General features: G+C 56.0%; 16 protein-coding genes. 4 read left to right on the top strand and 12 right to left on the bottom strand.

The annotated features are described in order from the left end of the window. Positions 1 to 22: 22 nt before the first annotated feature. Positions 23 to 1084 (bottom strand): dipeptidase, encoded by a 1062-nt coding sequence (locus IB237_RS07295; protein ID WP_192487995.1) that lies wholly within the window; start codon positions 1082 to 1084, stop codon positions 23 to 25. Positions 1085 to 1296: 212 nt separating this feature from the next. Then, positions 1297 to 1971, bottom strand: coding sequence for a phosphoribosyltransferase (locus IB237_RS07290; protein WP_192487994.1), 675 nt, complete (start codon positions 1969 to 1971; stop codon positions 1297 to 1299). A gap of 241 nt (positions 1972 to 2212) precedes the next feature. Here IB237_RS07290 and IB237_RS07285 point away from each other — a divergent pair, with 241 nt between their 5' ends. Next, on the top strand, positions 2213 to 3385 hold the full coding sequence (locus IB237_RS07285) for a M20 aminoacylase family protein (protein WP_192487993.1): 1173 nt from the start codon (positions 2213 to 2215) through the stop codon (positions 3383 to 3385). 62 nt (positions 3386 to 3447) lie between these two features. On the opposite strand, the gene IB237_RS07280 is transcribed toward IB237_RS07285, so the two are convergent. The 8 genes from IB237_RS07280 to IB237_RS07245 all read right to left on the bottom strand — a co-directional run bounded on the left by IB237_RS07280 (position 3448) and on the right by IB237_RS07245 (position 12058). After that, entirely contained in the window at positions 3448 to 5241 is a 1794-nt protein-coding gene (locus IB237_RS07280; protein ID WP_371815262.1) for an adenine deaminase, read from the bottom strand. Beyond that, entirely contained in the window at positions 5238 to 6167 is a 930-nt protein-coding gene (locus IB237_RS07275) for a nucleoside hydrolase (RefSeq protein WP_192487992.1), read from the bottom strand. The genes IB237_RS07280 and IB237_RS07275 overlap by 4 nt, the downstream gene beginning before the upstream one ends. 1 nt (position 6168) lies before the next feature. Beyond that, positions 6169 to 7221, bottom strand: a complete 1053-nt coding sequence (locus IB237_RS07270) for an ABC transporter ATP-binding protein (RefSeq protein WP_192487991.1) — start codon at positions 7219 to 7221, stop codon at positions 6169 to 6171. Next, entirely contained in the window at positions 7214 to 7993 is a 780-nt protein-coding gene (locus tag IB237_RS07265; protein WP_192487990.1) for an ABC transporter permease, read from the bottom strand. The genes IB237_RS07270 and IB237_RS07265 overlap by 8 nt, the downstream gene beginning before the upstream one ends. Beyond that, on the bottom strand, positions 7990 to 8817 hold the full coding sequence (locus IB237_RS07260; protein ID WP_192487989.1) for an ABC transporter permease: 828 nt from the start codon (positions 8815 to 8817) through the stop codon (positions 7990 to 7992). The genes IB237_RS07265 and IB237_RS07260 overlap by 4 nt, the downstream gene beginning before the upstream one ends. Before the next feature lie 119 nt (positions 8818 to 8936). Beyond that, positions 8937 to 9959 carry an ABC transporter substrate-binding protein gene (locus IB237_RS07255; RefSeq protein WP_192487988.1) on the bottom strand — a complete coding sequence of 341 codons (1023 nt, stop codon included), beginning with the start codon at positions 9957 to 9959 and terminating at the stop codon, positions 8937 to 8939. Further along, complete coding sequence (locus IB237_RS07250) at positions 9956 to 11023, bottom strand: LacI family DNA-binding transcriptional regulator (RefSeq protein ID WP_192487987.1); 1068 nt, start codon at positions 11021 to 11023, stop codon at positions 9956 to 9958. Before IB237_RS07250 ends, IB237_RS07255 begins: the two co-directional genes overlap by 4 nt. Positions 11024 to 11143: 120 nt before the next feature. Then, complete coding sequence (locus IB237_RS07245; RefSeq protein ID WP_192487986.1) at positions 11144 to 12058, bottom strand: LysR family transcriptional regulator; 915 nt, start codon at positions 12056 to 12058, stop codon at positions 11144 to 11146. Positions 12059 to 12154: 96 nt separating this feature from the next. On the opposite strand from IB237_RS07245, the gene IB237_RS07240 reads away from it, so the two are divergent. The 3 genes from IB237_RS07240 to IB237_RS07230 all read left to right on the top strand — a co-directional run bounded on the left by IB237_RS07240 (position 12155) and on the right by IB237_RS07230 (position 16317). Then, positions 12155 to 13342, top strand: coding sequence for an acyl-CoA dehydrogenase (locus IB237_RS07240; protein ID WP_192487985.1), 1188 nt, complete (start codon positions 12155 to 12157; stop codon positions 13340 to 13342). A 324-nt stretch (positions 13343 to 13666) separates the two neighbouring features. Continuing rightward, positions 13667 to 15103: an NAD-dependent succinate-semialdehyde dehydrogenase gene (locus IB237_RS07235; RefSeq protein WP_192487984.1), complete on the top strand. Its 1437-nt coding sequence runs from the start codon at positions 13667 to 13669 to the stop codon at positions 15101 to 15103. A 116-nt stretch (positions 15104 to 15219) separates the two neighbouring features. Then, positions 15220 to 16317: a DNA alkylation repair protein gene (locus IB237_RS07230; protein ID WP_192487983.1), complete on the top strand. Its 1098-nt coding sequence runs from the start codon at positions 15220 to 15222 to the stop codon at positions 16315 to 16317. A gap of 11 nt (positions 16318 to 16328) precedes the next feature. Here the strand turns inward: IB237_RS07230 and IB237_RS07225 are convergent, their stop codons facing one another. Together IB237_RS07225 and cysW are read right to left on the bottom strand one after the other, a co-directional pair. After that, positions 16329 to 17354, bottom strand: a complete 1026-nt coding sequence (locus IB237_RS07225) for a sulfate/molybdate ABC transporter ATP-binding protein (RefSeq protein WP_192487982.1) — start codon at positions 17352 to 17354, stop codon at positions 16329 to 16331. Next, positions 17351 to 18244: a sulfate ABC transporter permease subunit CysW gene (gene cysW / locus IB237_RS07220; protein WP_192487981.1), complete on the bottom strand. Its 894-nt coding sequence runs from the start codon at positions 18242 to 18244 to the stop codon at positions 17351 to 17353. Before cysW ends, IB237_RS07225 begins: the two co-directional genes overlap by 4 nt. Positions 18245 to 18248: the final 4 nt, after the last annotated feature.

The raw sequence follows: 18248 nt of genomic DNA, 5'->3' as shown, positions 1-18248 counted from the left end.
TTTTCTGTGAGTGCGACTGCACTCAACCTTTCACTGGCTCATGCCACGCTTGAGCCAGAACCCTCAGCCAGTTTTCCCGGCATATTTTAGCTATATCTTCTTCACCGTATCCCGCGTTTTGAAGCGCGGCAACCAGAATATGATTGCCACTCGCATCGGAAATTTCTGCCGGAATAGTTGCACCATCGAAATCGGAACCAAGCGCGACACAATCAATTCCCATGCGCTCCACCATGTAGTCGATATGGCGGATCATGTCCGAAATTGGCGTGTTGCCGTCATTGCGACCATCGGCACGCAGCATGGTCACGGCATAGTTCAGGCCTGCAAGTCCCTTGCTTTCCTTGATTGCATCCATCTGCTTGTCGGTCAGGTTGCGGGCGACCGGCGTCAATGCATGCGCATTGGAGTGGCTGGCAATCAATGGCTGGTCGCTGGTCTTTGCCACATCCCAGAAGCCTTTTTCGGTGATGTGCGAAAGATCGATCAGAATACCCAAGCGGTTGCACGCACGCACCAGTTCAAAACCGGCATCGGTCAAGCCAGGTCCGGTATCCGTCGTCATTGGATAGGCGAATGGAACACCATGGCCGAAAATGTTGTGACGGCTCCAAACCGGACCGAGAGAGCGCAGGCCTGCCGCATAAAACACCTCCAGCGCATCGAGATCAGCCCCGATCGCCTCGCAGCCTTCCATATGCATGACGGCAGCAAACACGCCATCCGCCATCGCTTTGCGAATGTCGGCGGTGCTGCGGCACAGTCTCCAGGCACCGGCCTGGTCGAGCTTCAGGGCAATCGCTGCTTTCTCAAGCGCAATATCGAGAGAGGGGGAACGCTCCAGCGGAGCCGCCAAAGGCGTCTCGTAGTGACCGTTTTCATCCGGCTCTTTCAGAACCAGATCACCCGATGGGATATAGATGGCACAAAGCCCGCCAGCCACACCACCGGCCTTGCAGCGAGGCGCATCCATGTGCCCCTCTTTGGTGCCTTTCATAAACTCGGCAACGGGATCCGCGCCGGTTTTGCTGTTGTGCCACAAGCGAAGCAAAACATCATTGTGACCATCAAAAATCAATTGCATGCAGGAATGTCCGATACGATTTGGGCGGGCGGCCATAATGGCCGTTTTGTCTGGCAGATGCCGGAATGTCACCGCGCGAGCAGCCTTTACAGGAGGCTACCTCCAAAGGCTCGAATATCTGTCGTATTAAAAGCTAAGAACATATCCTCAAAGAGTGCAAGCCGGATTTTTCATCACGACGCTTTTTTCACCAGTTCCTCTAAGCGGCCAGATTACGCCATCCAGCCGTCTTGCGTTTTGCCAAGAACAGGCGTGTGAAAGACGCCACAAACCTTTGCCTGCCAATCCGGATCCGAGGCGGAAACCCGGTCACGCCAACGGTCGGATTGCAGCATCGCCGCACCAATCACCACAGGAGCCAATCCACGCGCTGCAAGCAGCGACAAACCGGCAATAATCGATGTTCCGCTGGAGATCACGTCATCGATGAGCGCTATTCTTTTCCCCTCCATCAGGGGCAACATGCGCGGGTCTATATAGAGACGTTTCTGCTGGTCCGGTGTGGTGATGGAGGAAAGCGGCACCGACAATTCATCCAGGTACCAGAACTTGCGCGATGTCCCGAGCGGCACATACCGTGTGTGGCCGAGCTTGCGGGCAACTTCCGAGGCAAGGGTCAGTCCCAGTGTCGGTAAACCAACAATCACATCGGGATCATAGGCTCTAAGCTTCGCTGCAAGGTTTTCCGCAAGCGCATCCAGCACCGTAAAACTGGCCTGATTGACGATCAGCGACGCAAGCGCATGCTGGCCATCGGCAAGCGGACGAATTGGCAGGAGAATCTGCTGTCCATCGTCAAGACTTGCCGGATAAAATCCGTCATGGGGGCCGGAAACATCAAAACTGCCAGCTGCGTGGATTTCCTGCCAGAATTCGTGAGGGAGCATATCGGGTACCTTGCTCTGAGTACTGGAAAAGGTCAGTCAATTCAGAGGTTGCTGTTCATTTCACTGATTGCCGCGCTTATAAAGCATCAGATCAAAAAGTGTACGCAGTTTTCGGATAATTAGCGCCGCAGAGCCAATTCTGATTTGTGTCCAGCCGCTACGGACTATAAGCTTAGCGGACATCTCGAAAGACAGGAACCGCCGCTCGTTTCCGGTTCCATTTACCAGCAGGAATACCGTAATGCCCATGCAGGACAGAATATCAAAAGACGTGCCGTTTCTGACTGCACTGCGCCGGGACTTGCATGCCCATCCCGAGCTTGGTTTTGAAGAAGAGCGCACCAGCCATATCGTTGCAAAACTGCTGGAAGAAGCAGGCGTAAAAATCCATCGCGGCATGGGCAAGACCGGCGTTGTCGGCACGCTGCAGATTGGCAACGGCACCAGAACCATCGGCCTGCGTGCCGACATGGATGCGCTCGCCATGCCGGAAGTGGCAGAGCGGCCGTACAAGTCGACCGTCGCCGGAAAAATGCATGCCTGCGGCCATGACGGGCACACCGCCATGCTGTTGGGTGCTGCACGTTATCTCGCCGAAACCCGCAATTTTTCAGGCACAGTCCATTTCATTTTCCAGCCAGCCGAAGAAGGTCGTGGCGGTGCGCGCAAAATGCTGGAAGACGGTTTCTTTGATCTGTTTCCATGCGATGCAGTCTACGGCCTGCACAATATGCCCGGCCTCGCAACCGATGAGATGGCTGTGGTCGAAGGCCCGCAACTTGCCTCGTCCGACAGCTGGCGCATCATTTTCAAAGGCGTTGGTACCCATGGTGCAAAACCGCATCTGGGCCGCGATCCGGTTACAGCGGCTGGCAGTTTCCTCGCCTCGTTGCAAAGCATTGTTGGGCGGGTGGTTGATCCTTTGCAGCCAGCTGTCGTCAGCGCATGCTCCGTACAGGCTGGCAATCCAAAGGCCCTGAATGTCATTCCGGACATCGTTGAAATCGGCGGCACGGCCCGCGCCTACACACCGCATGTCCGAGACCAGCTTGAGGAAGAAATCGGCCGCCTGGCACATGGCACGGCCGCCATGTTCGGCATTGAGGTTTCCTATGAATTTGAACGCCGCATTCCACCTGTCGTGAACGATGCAGACGCAACAAAGCGGGCTTTGTCGGCAGCGCAAACTGTGTTTGGATCAAAAACACAAACCAGCTTCCCACCGTCAACGGCCGGCGATGATTTCTCGTTCTTCTCAGGCAAGGTGCCGGGCTGTTATGTCTGGCTGGGCAATGGTCCAGCCGTGGACGGCGCGCTGCACCACAACACATCCTATGACTTCAACGATGACGCCATCGCCTCGGGCGTGGCCTTCTGGTCGACATTGGTCGAGCAGGAATTGCTGGCCGAGTGAAAACCTGACGGTCAGCAGACGCCACCCCCGCCTTAAGCGACGGGGGTGACAAGTTAGATATCTTAGTCGACAACGGCCAGAACAGGGCTTGTCATGACCTTACCGGTGACGACATCAGCAATGCCCATATCGGTCTGATGTGGACCAACATTACAGGCAAGCGTTGCACCAAAGCAGGCCTTGAACACTAGATAAGGCGGTTGCCACTCAACGACATTGCCCACAGCTTCGCGAACCTGTTCAAAGGCAGAAGATACCTCGGCAAGTGGCGCCTCAGACACCAATCCTGACAATGGCAACGGCAGCAGCGCCGTCACGTTACCCTTCGACGCAACGGCCATGCCGCCGCCTGCCTTGATGACCGCATTGGCAGCCAGTGCCATGTCTTCGACATTGCCACCAAACACCGTGAGGTTGTGGCTGTCATGGGCAACTGTGGTGGCAAATGCACCGTCCCATTCTCCCCACCCGACAAGGAAACCGGTGCGGGGTTCGGCAGTCGCCTTGCCATGACGATGAACAACCGAAATCATGGTTGTTCCCTGCGGCGGCACGACAAAACCATCAACGACCTCGGCTTCCGTTTCACCCCACTGGGTAAAGCGCGGCCGGTCAATCGTCGCAAGACGAACTCTGTTGCCGGAAGATTTCACCCGGAAATCATCGGCCGACAGTTCTTCGACATGCACGGAGCCAAGCAGCGGTTTGCTATCGGCAGCCGACAGAGCCAAAGACATCACACCATTTTCGGCAACCGGTACACCACTTGCAAAGACGTGGCGTGCCCTAAAGTTTTGCAGGTCCTCAAACAGCACCAGATCAGCGCGTCTTCCCGCGGCAACCAGACCAAGGTCAGAGCGACCTAGCCGCATGGCTGCGTTCAATGTCGCGGCCTTCAGCGCCCAGACAGCCGGCAGACCGTAACGAACCAGCCGCCGCACAACATCATCCAGTCCACCGCCATTGAGCAGATCATCGGGAAAAACGTCGTCGGTGCACAGTGTCAGGGTTTGCGGCAGGTGGCGCAGCTTGTTCAACGCTTCGACAAATTCCGGCAGCAGGTGATCATGCGAACCGCGAAGCTCAATCGTCAGGCCGGCCCGCAGCTTCGACATCAGATCATCGGCAGAGGTCAGCTCGTGATCGGAGGTGACACCAGCCGTCATGAAGGCATTGAGGTCGGCACCGGCAAGACCGCGCGCATGGCCGCAGATCAGCTTTTCGCTGGCAAGACCTTCCTGCATGATGGCGCTCATACGCGGGTCGCCATCAATGACGCCGCGCATGTTCATCATTTCCGCAACGCCACCGATTTCCGGCCAGAACAACAGTTCCGACAGAACACTGGCGTCGAAATCCGCACCGGCCTGCTCCAGACCCGGAGCGGATGGCACGCAGGATGGTGCAAGCACGATGGTTCTGAGATTGAGGCCTTTGACCGCTTCAACAGCCCAACGCACGCCATCGACACCATGCACATTGCCGAATTCATGCGGGTCCCAGACGATGCTGGTCACGCCTCGACTAAGAACGGCACAGGCATAAACCGACGGCGTCACCATGGAGCTTTCGATATGCATATGCGTGTCGATCAGGCCCGGCGCGATGAAGGCACCGCTGGCATCGATTACCCGCTCGGCATCCGACCGACTGCCAGCCTCATGCACACTGGCAATCAGCGAACCAACGAGACCGATATCGGCAGGCCGAAGCTCTTCCGTCACCATATCAACGAGTGTGCCACCCTTGATAAGAATATCAAACGGCATGTCACCACGGGCTGCCGCCACGGCATGACTTCGCAGAGCCTCAACGTTCAGATCGTCAGGCTCATGCTGGGGATAATCCGACATCATCGCGCCCCCTCCACAACGAGGGTTTTCAAAATGATGTCACGGGCACGTTCAGCATTGACCTCTGCACCGTAGCGGGCGTTGAACACGGCACGACCGGGCCGCGCTTCGAGAACCGTGCGTCCCCGCGTGAACGTGCCCTGCAGCTCAACGTCAATACGTGCCTTTTGCCATGTCACAAGCTCAGGATAACAAAATGCCACGGCAGCAACCGGATCATAAAGCGCCATCGAGGAGCGACCACGGCTGGTTGCTATACGAATGAAACCACCCAGGAAATCAGCAATCATCTCGGCGTTACGGCCACCGGCGTTGCGCACCGGATCAACATCCTCAGGGCTTGCCGTCACTTGGCGGCAAAGGTCAAGATCCACCATGTGGAATGGCAAACGGCTGGAAATGACAATCGACAGGGCTTCAGGATCCGCAAAGGCATTGAACTCGGCAGAGGCAGTGTGATTGCCAGCGGTAACGCCGCCACCCATCCAGGTCAGGTCGGTAATTCGCTCGGCAAGATCGGGCCGTGCGAGACAGAGCGCTGCAATATTGGTGAGCGGGCCGAGCGCAAGAATACGCTTTTCCCCTTCGCCATTTTCCAGCCAGTCACACAATGCGGTAAAAGCCATGCCACGCGGAATGGTCAGCGGTCCAACATCTGGCAGGGTCCGGCCAAGCGTCGGAATGCCCGTTTCACCGAGAATACGCTCGGCGGTTTCCAGCTGGCCGAGCACCGGCAATTCGCGGCCACTATGGATCGGAAAATCCCAGCCAAACGCCGCAACCGCACCTGCTGCATTCTGGCAGGCCTGTTTGAGTGGCGCATTGCCAAAGACCAGCGACACACCGTCTATTTCAAGACCAGACTGCATCACCACCAGAACGGCGGCAATGTCGTCAAAGCCCATATCGGTATCGATCCAGACGCCCATTTCAGACCTCGTTCAGACGTGCCGCTTTTTCAATCGGCAGGTCAAAATCAAGTTCGTCGCCCAACGCATGCGGTGGCAGTGCGGCATCCGTTTCCGCCTTGATCGGGCCAAGCGGCGTATCGAGAAGATATTCACGTGTGTTGCCGGCAAAGGATGTGCCGCGCACGGTACCCCGGAAAGGACCGGAACCGAGATTTACCATGCGCGGTCTCCAGGCCAACCCGGCAATGACGTCGGGTGCACCCCCACCCGATCCTGCTGAAGGGATCGGGCCGGAAAGGGCCACATTGCCGTTCGGCGTTTTCAACTGGCCATTGTCAAGCGAGAAGACATTTTCAAAACCGACGAAATCCGCAACGAACGAAGAAACCGGCGCATTGTAGATCTCCTCCGGCGTGCCGATCTGCTCGATGGCACCGCCCTTCATCACGACGATGCGGTCAGCAAGCGCCAGCGCTTCGATCTGGTCGTGGGTAACGAAGATCATCGTTACACCGGTTTCCTTCTGAACACGCTGAAGTTCAGTGCGCATTTCAAGACGCAGACGCGCATCGAGGTTGGACAGCGGCTCATCCAGCAAAAGCACTTTCGGCTCCATCACCATCGAACGGGCCAATGCCACACGCTGCTGCTGACCACCGGAAAGTTCTGCCGGCTTGCGCGATGCGAAGTTGGAAAGGCCAACCGACTTCAGACCGGAATTGACCTTGTCTTCCAGCTTTCTGCCGGTCATGCCCTTGAGCTTGAGGCCGAAGGCAACATTCTCATACACCGTCAGGTGAGGGAAAAGCGCGTAGGACTGGAACACCAGACCGACCGCACGCTTGTTGGCGGATACGCGGGTAATGTCGACGCCATCAAGGTCAATCCTTCCACCGGCAATCGGCATGAGGCCGGCAACAGCGCGCATGGTCGTGGTCTTGCCACAGCCCGACGGGCCAAGCAGCGCCAGCAATTCGCCTTTGCGGATGTCCAGATTGAGATCCTTGACGGCAATCGAATTGCCGTAGGCCAGCGAGAGGTTCTGAAGGGAGAGATATTTTGCGTCAGACATAACGGGAGAACCCCAGGAAACGTTCGGCAAGGAAAACAATGCCGATGGAAAGGAAAGCCAAGAGCGAAGAAAGCGCGGCAACGGACGGATCGAAAACAATTTCCATGTAGCCCAGCATGTCAATGGGCAGGGTGCGCACGCCTGGACCGGACAGGAACAGCGACACAGGCACCTGATTGAAGCTCGTTACGAAACCAAGAATGAAGGCGGACAGGATGCCGCCACGGATGTTGGGCAACACCACCCGGAAGAAAGCGCCAAGCCGTGAGGAGCCAAGCAGAACAGCCGCTTCCTCAATGTCCGAACGCAGGTTGTTGAGGCTGGCAGACACCACCCGCACCGCATAGGGCAGAATGAGCGCCGTATGCGCCAGAAACAGAGCCAGCGTAATGCCAACGCCAAATGGCACAACGAAATAACGCAGCAATGCAAGACCAACGATGATGCCCGGCACGATAATCGGCGCGGAAACGATGGTTCTGACCGTCTCGGCAAACGGCAGCTTGTAGCGCGACATGGCGTAAGCAGCGGGGATGCCGAGCACCAGGGCCGTAAACGTGCCGCCAATCGCCAGGAACATCGACATGGCAAAACTTGCCCGGAAGCTCTCAACCGTAAAGACCTTGGCGATCCATTTCAGGGAGAAACCCTGTGGCGGAAAAGCCAGCGTATCACCGGCGGAGAAGGATGCCGCCACAATGATCAGGAACGGTCCGATAAGGAAGGCGAGCACCAACAGTAGCGTAATGGGAATGAAAAGGCGTTGGGTCATTTCTTGTTCCTCGCTGTCGCCAGTCGCTTGAGCAGGATGTTGGCAGCAAAGCTCATGATGATGAGAATGAAAGCGATGACGCTGGCGGATACGAAATTGTTTGAAACCGTAACCTGCTGGTACAGAAGCGTTTCAAGCATCAGCACCTTGGAACCGCCGAGGATTGCGGGCGTGATATAGGCGGTCAGCGAACCGGTGAAAACCAGCGTACCACCCACCACCAGACCTTCCTTGGTCAGCGGCAGAATGACCTTCCAGAACACCTGGAACCAATTGGCACCCAGCACGCGGGCAGCAGCAATCGTGTCCTTCGGCATGTTTTCAAGCGCGCTGATCAGCGAAATGATCATCAACGGCAGGAAAAGCTGCAACAGACCGATAAACACGGCCGTTTCACTGAACAGGATACGGATCGGCGCGTCGCTCAAACCGATCGACATCAGCGCCTGATTGACGATACCGGTGCGGCCCAGAATAACGATCCAAGCGTAGGTGCGCGCAACCGGTGAAATCATCAGCGGTAGAACAACCAGATTGACAGCGTGACCCTTGGAGCCGGGCGGCAAGCTGACAATGGCGAAAGCCGCCACATAACCGATAACCGCGGACACCAGCGTCACGATAGCGCCCAGCTTAAGGGTGCGCAGAAACACCGTTTGGTTCAGCGGCTCGGAGAAAAAGTCGACATAGGCGCTCAATGTCCACCCTTGCGGAGTGTGGAAACCCTCCGAAAGCAGCATGAACACCGGCACAAGAAAAACCGCTGCTGCAAAAATCGCTGCCGGCAGAGCAAGCGCCAGAGCTTCAGTCCGGTTCTGAAACATTAAAATCATCCTTCAAGCGGTGCACCGTGCACCGCAAAGCGTAGTCAAACCTCGTAAAGAGCGGAGTGCGGTCGGGTTACTCCGAGCCGCACTCCTCAAGCCTTGGGAGGCTATCTGTATTACTGGCCGACCTTGGCGTTCCACTCGGACAACCATGCGTCGCGGTTGTCGAGAGCAACAGCAGACGGAATGAGCTGCAGGCTCTTTGCGGTTTCTTCGCCATAGGTGATGTTGTTGGCAACATCGTCGGAAACCTTGACTTCCTTGTTGGTCGGGCTGTCGACCAGCTTTTCAGCCAGAGCCTTCTGAACGTCTGTGGACAGCCAGAAGTCCATGAACTGCAGTGCCAGGTCTTCGTTCTTGCCATCCTTTGGCAGGATCAGAACGTTCATGCCGCCTGTCTGACCTTCCTTTGGCGTTGCCCATGCCAATGGCAGGTCAAGCTTGGTGAAAGGTGCCCAGGAGAAGCGACCGATCGGTGCGGCCCAGATTTCTTCCTGCTGCATAAGCTGCACGAGTTGCGAAGACTTCACGTAGAAGGTCACGATCTCGTCCTTCTTTTCGCCGAGCGCTTCGATAGCGCCCTTCAGGTCAGGCGTGTCCTTGCCGATGGCCTTGCCGAGCATGTAGAGCGCTGGCGGGCCCTGGTTGGTTGTGACGTTCGGGAAAGCAACGTGATCAACAACGTCGTCCTTCAGAAGATCAGCCCAGGAATCGATCTTCATCTTGTCGGTGCGGTAAACGATGGATGTGGCGTAGAAGTTGGCGCCAACACTCATGCCGTCGCCATTTGGGTCCTTGGCAATGTCGTACAGCTTTTCGATGTTCGGAACCTTGGCCGCATCGATCTTCTGCGTCAGGTCCTTACGTGTGGCGGAAAGAGCGTCAGCCATCGAAACGATTGCGAGGTCAACGACAGGATTTGCCTTATTGGCTTCCATCTTGGCAAGACGCTCAACGCTGTTGCCGGTTTCAACGACCAGCTTGCAACCACACTTTTCTTCGAATGGTGTGTAGACCAGTTCCTTGAACTCATCCTGGGCAAATGCGTAGACGGAGATCGTCAGTGTCTTGTCCTGCGCCTGTGCGGCACCCATGGTCAGCATCAGGGCTGTGCCCGACGCGAAAAGAATCTTTTTCATGTTATTTGTTCTCCAGCTCTAGAGTTCTTGACGTTCATAAGACGATTGGTCACCGGGCCTGCCGAACCACGAATGACAAGTTCCATCGGCACCTTGGAAACCTCCGAGGTGACATTTCCCGATATGTGTTTTCCGGCCACATCCTCGTTTTCGATCACGCTGACGAGTGCTGCCACGGCAATTTCTGCAATACGGTCCATGTCCATACGCATTGTGGTCAATGGCGGCGTGACGACAGGACCCCAGATAAGATCATCAAATCCTGCAACGCTGGCCTGCTCGGGCACGTTGATGCCTTCGCGCTGCAACTCCGTCAAAATACGCAGGGCATGCAGATCGGACACAGCCGCAAATGCTGTAAATCCGTTCTGCACCTTTTCCGCCAGTCCGAGACCGCAATCGCCACCGGCCGTCTGTTCCAACCGTTCTATCCACAACGTCTCCGTCACGCAGCCATTTGGCAAGGCGGAGCGAATGCCACCCAATCGGTCATTCTGCACGTTGGAGTCAGGGTTTTTGCCGACAAGCAGGATTTTGCGATGACCGAGATCGGAAAGGTAATTGCCAAGAGTTGCGCCACCTTCCCAGTGGTCCGCAGATACCGTGTTCCCCGGTGTCGACGGGCTGTCGATAACAGCCACGGGAAAATCCACATCAGCAATGCGGGTGCCACGACGAGGAACAATCACCATGCCATCAACACCCCGCTCGATAAGCCGGTTGATCGCTTCGGTCTGTTTGGAAATTTCGCCGCGGGAGTCGGCAATCAGCACGCCGTAACCGGCATTGCCAGCGGCCTGTTCAATGGCCTGCGCAATTTGCGGGAAAAGGGGATTGGCAATGTCAGGCAGAACAAGTCCGAGAACGCCGCTGCGACCGGTGCGAAGTGCACGCCCGGCAGAACTTGGCACATAACCCAGTTCATCAGCGGTTTTGCGGATTTTTTCGCTCAGTTCGGCAGAAACACGACCCTTGCCCGACAGCGCATTGGACACCGTCGCAACCGACACACCCAATGCCGTTGCGATCGCGCTCAGATTTGTTCCGGGCCGCAGAGTTGCCATACCAATCAATCGTAGTGATTAAACGTTTAATCAGCATAATCGAGATGAATTTGCGAGTCGAGTCCCGTCGCCTCAAAAACAAGGGATAACGCGGTAACGCCCTCAAACGACGCCAAAAATTTATAAATTGGCCTGTTTTCGATATTGCTCGACCTGCCCCAGTAGCCACTCGCGGAACAGCTTTACCGGCACATGATTGCTGCGCGAAACCGGTGCGACGGCGTAATAGGAGCTGGGGCTTCTGACCTGATGCGGAAACGCCTGCACGATCTGCCCGACCTTCAACTCCACCTCAATCAGAAACAATGGCATCAATGCAATACCAAGCCCGGCAATACAGGCCTGCGCAACGCTTGAAAACTGTTCGAAACGCATGCCTTTGGAGGGAGACGTGACAATACCCAAGCTCTGAAACCAGTGATCCCAGGCGCCCGGCCGTGATGCCATATGCAGTAGCGGAAAATCTGCAATATCTTGCGCGGATTTGATGGGATGATCTGCCAGAAACGCAGGGCTGCAGACCGGCGCCACCATTTCCGGCATCAGAAACGTGCTTTCTGCCGCTGGCCAATCCGGCTGCCCGATGTGGATCGCCATGTCGATGCCCTCCCTCTCGAAATCGAACTGGCCGATACGGGTGGCAAAATTGATGGTGATCTCGGGGTGGCTGTCGACGAAATCGGGAATACGCGGCAACAGCCAACGTGTACCGAATGTCGGCAACATGGCCAGATTTAAAACACTGCCATGCGTTTTAGTCATAAGCTGCAGGGATGCAGCGCGTATTTCACCCAGCGCTGCACCGATCGCCTTGGCATAAGTCCGGCCTTCAGCTGTCAACGAAACACCACGTGCACCACGCTCAAACAATCGTACACCAAGTTGCTCTTCCAGCGACATAACTTGCCGGCTGATAGCACCCTGCGTGAGCGACAATTCATCGGCAGCCAATGAAAAACTGCCAAGCCGCGCCACGGAATCGAAGGCGGCAAGTGCACTGGAAGACGGCAGTAATTTGCGGCTGAGCGTTGTCATGGATCATTACTATATGGAATAGGAAAATGAGTAAACATTGCTTGCTTGCGACGGCGCAATGCCCAATTATCGATCCTACAAACAGGAGACGTGATTGTGAGCGAGCGTGTTGCATTCAACTGGCAGGACCCCTTCCTGCTCGAAGACCAACTGACCGAAGACGAGCGGATGATCCGCGATACGGCAGCGGCATTTGCCGAAGCCGAACTTCTGCCTCGCATACAGGAAGCCTATCTCACCGAGACATCCGAGCCGGAATTGTTCCGCCTGATGGGCCAGACCGGCCTGCTCGGCGTAACACTGCCTGAAAAATACGGCGCCGCAGAAGCAAGTTACGTGGCCTATGGTCTCGTTGCGCGCGAAGTTGAACGTATCGACAGCGGCTATCGTTCGATGATGAGCGTGCAGTCTTCGCTGGTCATCTACCCAATATTTGCCTACGGCTCGGAAGAGCAAAAAGACAAATACCTGCCAGGCCTCGTGTCCGGCGAACTGATCGGCTGCTTTGGTCTGACGGAACCGGATGCCGGCTCCGATCCCGGCGGCATGAAGACCCGCGCCGAAAAGGTCGAAGGCGGTTATCGTCTGCGTGGCGCCAAGACCTGGATTTCCAACGCACCGATCGCGGATGTTTTTGTGGTCTGGGCAAAGTCTGAAGCACACAACAATGAAATCCGCGGCTTCGTACTGGAAAAAGGCATGAAGGGTCTTTCAGCTCCGAAGATCGGCGGAAAACTGTCCCTGCGTGCATCCATAACAGGTGAAATCGTCATGGACGGCGTTGAAGTTGGCGAAGACGCGCTACTGCCAAACGTCTCCGGCCTCAAGGGTCCGTTCGGTTGCCTCAATCGCGCCCGCTATGGCATTTCTTGGGGCGTGCTGGGTGCTGCGGAAGATTGTTGGGTCCGTGCCCGCCAATATGGCCTTGACCGCAAACAGTTCGGCAAGCCGCTGGCTGGCATGCAGCTTTACCAGAAGAAACTGGCCGACATGCAGACGGAAATCACCCTTGGTCTGCAGGCCTCCTTGCGGGTTGGCCGCCTGATGGATGAACACAAGATGGCACCGGAAATGATTTCCATCGTCAAGCGCAACAATTGCGGCAAGGCTCTGGATGTGGCGCGTCAGGCCCGTGACATGCACGGCGGCAACGGCATCCAGATTGAGTACCACGTCATGCGCCATGCGCAGAACCTGGAAACGGTCAACACCTATGAGGGCACCCATGACGTGCATGCACTGATCCTTGGGCGTGCGCAGACCGGTATTCAAGCCTTCTTCTGATCTTGCAAGCCCTCAGCAGCAAAAAACCGGCATCCAAAAAGGTGCCGGTTTTTTTATGACTGAATATGGATTCAAACGTGCCAATTGCGCCCAGCTGCACCTAAAACGACGTTTCAGTTCAATAAATTTGAACGCAAATCATATTGCAATGCAGCAGACGAAACCCAATATGTCAGGTGTCCGGTCTCCCATCCTATAACGGCACAAGATTTTACAACGCGCTGTCAGCCAGTTTCACGTCTATGGTTTTGTAACCACCGGACAAGTCCTGGAATTGGTCTCCCCCCTGGCGCGCTGATACACACCAAATCACGAAGGTTTGACATGTACACTTATCCAGACATCCAGCTTTTCATAAACGGCGAATGGCGCAATGCCATCAACGGTGAGACGATTGCTGTCAGCGACCCAGCCACCGACGAAATCATTGGCAAGATCGCCCACGCCACCAAGCCTGATCTCGATCTGGCGCTGGCCGCGGCGGACGAAGGTTTCAAGGTCTGGCGTGATACCTCGCCTTATGATCGCTCCAAGATCATGCGTCGCGCTGCCGACATTCTGCGTGAACGCAAGGATTACATTGCCTGGATCATGACCCGCGAACAGGGCAAACCGCTGGCACAGTCTTCCATGGAAGTGGTGGGCGCGGCCGACACTATCGACTGGTTTGCCGAAGAAGCCCGCAGAACCTACGGTCAGGTCATTCCATCACGCGCCACTGGGGTTTCGCAGCTTGCCATCAAGCTGCCGGTTGGCCCGGTTGCGGCCTTCACACCGTGGAACTTCCCGATCAACCAGATCGTCCGCAAGCTGTCCGCTGCCCTGTCAACTGGATGTTCGATCATCGTCAAGGCACCAGAGGAAACCCCGGCATCACCGGCCGAACTGATCCGCGCCTTCGCTGATGCCGGTGTTCCGGCTGGCGTTATCAACCTCGTTTATGGTGTTCCTGCCGAAATTTCCGAATACCTCATTCCGCATCCGGTTATCCGCAAAATTTCGTTTACCGGCTCGACACCAATCGGCAAACACCTTGCCGCCCTGGCCGGCAAGCACATGAAGCGCGCCACCATGGAATTGGGCGGTCACGCACCGGTCATGATCTTTGATGACGCGGACATCGAAAAGGCAATTGCCGTTACCTCCCTGTCGAAGTACCGCAATGCCGGTCAGGTCTGTGTTTCCCCGACCCGCTTCCTGGTTCAGGAAAGTGTGGCCGATCGTTTCCTTGAAGGCTTCGTGGAAGCTGCCAAGGCCGTCAAGGTTGGCAATGGCCTTGAAAGCGATGTCACCATGGGCCCGCTGGCGAATGAACGCCGCATTCCGGCCATCGAAGCACTGATCAACGATGCTGTTTCGCATGGCGCCGAGTTGAAGACCGGTGGCAACCGTATCGGCAACCGTGGCAACTTCTTCGAGCCAACGGTTCTGGCCAATGTACCAACCCACGCCAAGATCATGAATGACGAGCCGTTTGGCCCGGTCGCTATCATCAACAAGTTCTCGAAGTTCGAGGACGCAGTGACGGAGGCAAACCGCTTGCCCTTCGGTCTTGCCTCTTACGCCTTCACCGGTTCCGCCAAGACGGCCCACGACCTCGGTCGCCAGGTGGAAGCAGGCATGCTGACCATCAACCACAATGGTCTGGCCCTGCCGGAAGTGCCGTTCGGTGGTATCAAGGACAGTGGTTACGGCACGGAAGGTGGCTCTGAAGCCACACAGGCCTATCTCGAAACCCGCTTCATCAGCCAGATGAGCTGATACAGCACTGCTTTTCGAGAAAACCCGGCGCCATAAACGCCGGGTTTTCTTTTATCGATTGCCTCGCTAACGTTTTACGATTAAGGAACAAAAAGAGAACAATCGGATCGCAGAAAATGGCGCAAGAACCCCAGCCCGCCCTGAAGGAAATATTCAATCGCGACCGCCTGCGGCACCTTGCGTCCATTACCAAGGCAGCATACGCGCCGTTTGATGAAGCGGCTTTCATGCACCATGCCATGTTGGGACTTGATGATCTTGGCATCATGCAACGCATGCGGCAAGTAGCCGTTGCCTGGCACGCCGTTTTGCCTGGCGACTACAACCGTAATATCGAAATTCTCTCGGCTCTAGCACCCCACATCAATCATGGCTTCACCTCGATCAGCCTTGCAGAATATGTGGCGCTTTATGGTCAGGACCATTTCGAACAGTCGATGCAGGCGCTGCACTTTTTCACCCGTTTCGGCTCATCGGAATTTGCAATCCGGCATTTCCTGGCAAAGGACATGTCGCGCACATTGGATGTTATGCAGACATGGGCATTTGATGAAAACGAGCATGTGCGTCGGCTGAGTTCGGAAGGTTGCCGTCCGCGCTTGCCATGGTCTTTCCAGTTAAAGGCATTGGTAGACGACCCGGCCCCGGTCATGCCTATTCTGGAGAAGCTGAAAAACGATCCATCGCTTTATGTCCGCAAATCCGTGGCCAACCATCTCAATGACATCACCAAGGATAATCCGGCCTTCGTTTTGCAGAAGGTGGCGACATGGCCAACGGATAATCAGCATACCACGTGGATCGTCCGCCAGGCGCTGCGTACACTGGTCAAGAAAGGCGACAACTCGGCTCTGGCCATTCTTGGCGTGAAGAGCAAGGCAGACGTTGTTATTGAGAGCTTTCAGCTATCACCCGACAACATCTCACTTGGCGAGAATGTGCGAATTACCGCTGCGATCAAGGCGGCCGGTACGGAGCGACAAAAGCTGGTGGTGGACTATGCCCTACACTACGTCAAAAAAGCCGGCAGCACGGCGCCCAAGGTTTTCAAGTGGAAGGAACTGCACCTGGAACCTGGCGAGCGTGTCGAACTTGGCATCAACCGCGCTATAAAAGACTTTACGACCCGAACACATTATCCGGGCCGCCATCAGGTCGATCTTCTGATCAATGGTGAAATCAAGGCGCAGGGCGAGTTCACCCTCAGCTCATAATACCCTGGGCTTTAGCTTGCTGGAAAAATCCGGGCCCGTCGCACGACCACATATCCGGTTTCACCAGCCTCTACACCGTTTTCCGGCGGCACATCGAATTCGAGGATATCCCCGGCTTCTGTGCTGGCAATCACCCGTCGTTCACCGGCCCGGTCGAGCACCCGGATAACCTTGGCAGGCAATCCGTCGTGGAGGTGTTCCCAATCCAGATCGACTGGACGAACGAAGATATCGACCTTGCCGTCACCGGAATGATAGGCAAAGGGCAATTCCATCTCGCCGACAAACACCTTGCCGTTTCTGGCAACGCCGGAGATACGATTGGCATCGCCCAGAAAGCGCATGACGAACGGCGACACCGGATTGCGGCAAACCTCTTTAGACGTGCCCTGCTGCTCGATCTTTCCGTCTTTCAGAATGACCACACGGTCGGCCAGATCGAGCGCTTCCTCCTGATCATGCGTCACGAAAATCGTGGTGATACCAAGCTCCTCATGAATTTCGCGCAACCAGCGACGCAGATCACGGCGCACATTGGCATCAAGCGCACCAAACGGCTCATCCAGCAGCAACACTTTCGGATCAACTGAAAGCGCGCGTGCCAGAGCAACACGCTGACGCTGGCCACCGGAAATCTGTGCCGGGAACCGATCACCTAGACCGTCCAGCTTCACCAGCCGCAACAGCTCGTCAACGCGTGCAGCAATCGCTGCCTTGTCACGTTTGACGCGCGACACCTTCATGCCAAAAGCAATGTTTTCATTGAGCGTCATGTGTGGGAACAGCGCATAATGCTGAAACACAAATCCAACCCCACGGTCTCTCACCGGAATATTGGTCGCGTCTTCATCTCCAAACATGATGCGGCCGCCATCGGCATATTCAAGCCCGGCCACCATGCGCAGGATCGTCGTTTTACCAGAGCCCGAAGGACCAAGCAGTGCAAGCAGTTCGCCGCTTTCGATATCCAGAGACACATCATGCACGGCACGAAATGTATCGAAGGTCTTCACCACATTTTCGAGGCGGATTTTCATGCATGTGTCTCCGTGGGTGCAGCACTGGCACCATTTTCAGCCTTGCGGCCACGCCCGGCGCCGCGTCGTTCCAGCATGACCTTTGCAATGATGGTCACCACCGCCAGGAAAGCCAGAATGGAGGCGGACGCGAAGGCACCCGCCGTCTGATAGTCATGATAAAGCAGCTCGATATGCAGCGGCAGCGTATTGGTCTGCCCGCGAATATTGCCCGACACCACTGAAACCGCGCCGAATTCGCCCATCACACGGGCGTTGCAGAGCACTACACCATACAGCAGCGCCCATTTGATATTCGGCAATGTGACCGAGAAGAACGTCCGCCAGCCGGAAGCACCCAGCGAGGTTGCCGCCTCTTCCAGATCACGGCCCTGCGCCTGCATCAGCGGAATAAGCTCACGTGCCACAAAGGGGGCCGTCACGAACATAGAGGCAATCACAATGCCCGGAAGAGCAAACAGGATCTTGATGTCGTAGGCATCCAGCAACGGCCCAAACAGCCCCTGCAGACCATAGACAAAAAGATATGCCACACCCGCAACAATCGGCGAGATTGAAAAGGGTATTTCGATCACCACCAACAGCAGCCTGCGACCGGGAAAATCAAACTTGGTGATCGCCCATGCCGCCGCAATACCAAACGCCGTATTGACCGGAACCGCAATCAGCGCCGTGATCACCGTCAGGAAAATCGCATGGCGTGTATCCGGATGAATGATCGTCGCGGAATAGGCTTTCAAGCCAGCCGAAAAAGCCTCAACACCAATGATAACAAGCGGCGCAACCACCAGCAGGAAACCGATGATCAGCACAAAAGCAATCAGGGAGCGGCGAACAAGCGGCGTATCACCAACGCGTGGCGGTTTGCGATGAGAAGAGATTGCACTCATGGCT

The sequence above is a fragment of the Agrobacterium sp. AGB01 genome (genome assembly GCF_014851585.1).
In the GTDB taxonomy this organism is placed as follows: domain Bacteria; phylum Pseudomonadota; class Alphaproteobacteria; order Rhizobiales; family Rhizobiaceae; genus Agrobacterium.
Note: the sequence above shows the minus strand (reverse complement) of the source record. Positions and strands in the feature narration are given on the sequence as shown.

Excerpts from the sequence above, each read along its gene's own strand:
- IB237_RS07295 (WP_192487995.1), bottom strand. The coding sequence starts at position 1,084 with ATGCAATTGATTTTTGATGGTCACAATGATGTTTTGCTTCGCTTGTGG.
- IB237_RS07290 (WP_192487994.1), bottom strand. The coding sequence starts at position 1,971 with ATGCTCCCTCACGAATTCTGGCAGGAAATCCACGCAGCTGGCAGTTTT.
- IB237_RS07285 (WP_192487993.1), top strand. The coding sequence starts at position 2,213 with ATGCCCATGCAGGACAGAATATCAAAAGACGTGCCGTTTCTGACTGCA.
- IB237_RS07280 (WP_371815262.1), bottom strand. The coding sequence starts at position 5,241 with ATGATGTCGGATTATCCCCAGCATGAGCCTGACGATCTGAACGTTGAG.
- IB237_RS07275 (WP_192487992.1), bottom strand. The coding sequence starts at position 6,167 with ATGGGCGTCTGGATCGATACCGATATGGGCTTTGACGACATTGCCGCC.
- IB237_RS07270 (WP_192487991.1), bottom strand. The coding sequence starts at position 7,221 with ATGTCTGACGCAAAATATCTCTCCCTTCAGAACCTCTCGCTGGCCTAC.
- IB237_RS07265 (WP_192487990.1), bottom strand. The coding sequence starts at position 7,993 with ATGACCCAACGCCTTTTCATTCCCATTACGCTACTGTTGGTGCTCGCC.
- IB237_RS07260 (WP_192487989.1), bottom strand. The coding sequence starts at position 8,817 with ATGTTTCAGAACCGGACTGAAGCTCTGGCGCTTGCTCTGCCGGCAGCG.
- IB237_RS07255 (WP_192487988.1), bottom strand. The coding sequence starts at position 9,959 with ATGAAAAAGATTCTTTTCGCGTCGGGCACAGCCCTGATGCTGACCATG.
- IB237_RS07250 (WP_192487987.1), bottom strand. The coding sequence starts at position 11,023 with ATGGCAACTCTGCGGCCCGGAACAAATCTGAGCGCGATCGCAACGGCA.
- IB237_RS07245 (WP_192487986.1), bottom strand. The coding sequence starts at position 12,058 with ATGACAACGCTCAGCCGCAAATTACTGCCGTCTTCCAGTGCACTTGCC.
- IB237_RS07235 (WP_192487984.1), top strand. The coding sequence starts at position 13,667 with ATGTACACTTATCCAGACATCCAGCTTTTCATAAACGGCGAATGGCGC.
- IB237_RS07230 (WP_192487983.1), top strand. The coding sequence starts at position 15,220 with ATGGCGCAAGAACCCCAGCCCGCCCTGAAGGAAATATTCAATCGCGAC.
- IB237_RS07225 (WP_192487982.1), bottom strand. The coding sequence starts at position 17,354 with ATGAAAATCCGCCTCGAAAATGTGGTGAAGACCTTCGATACATTTCGT.
- cysW (WP_192487981.1), bottom strand. The coding sequence starts at position 18,244 with ATGAGTGCAATCTCTTCTCATCGCAAACCGCCACGCGTTGGTGATACG.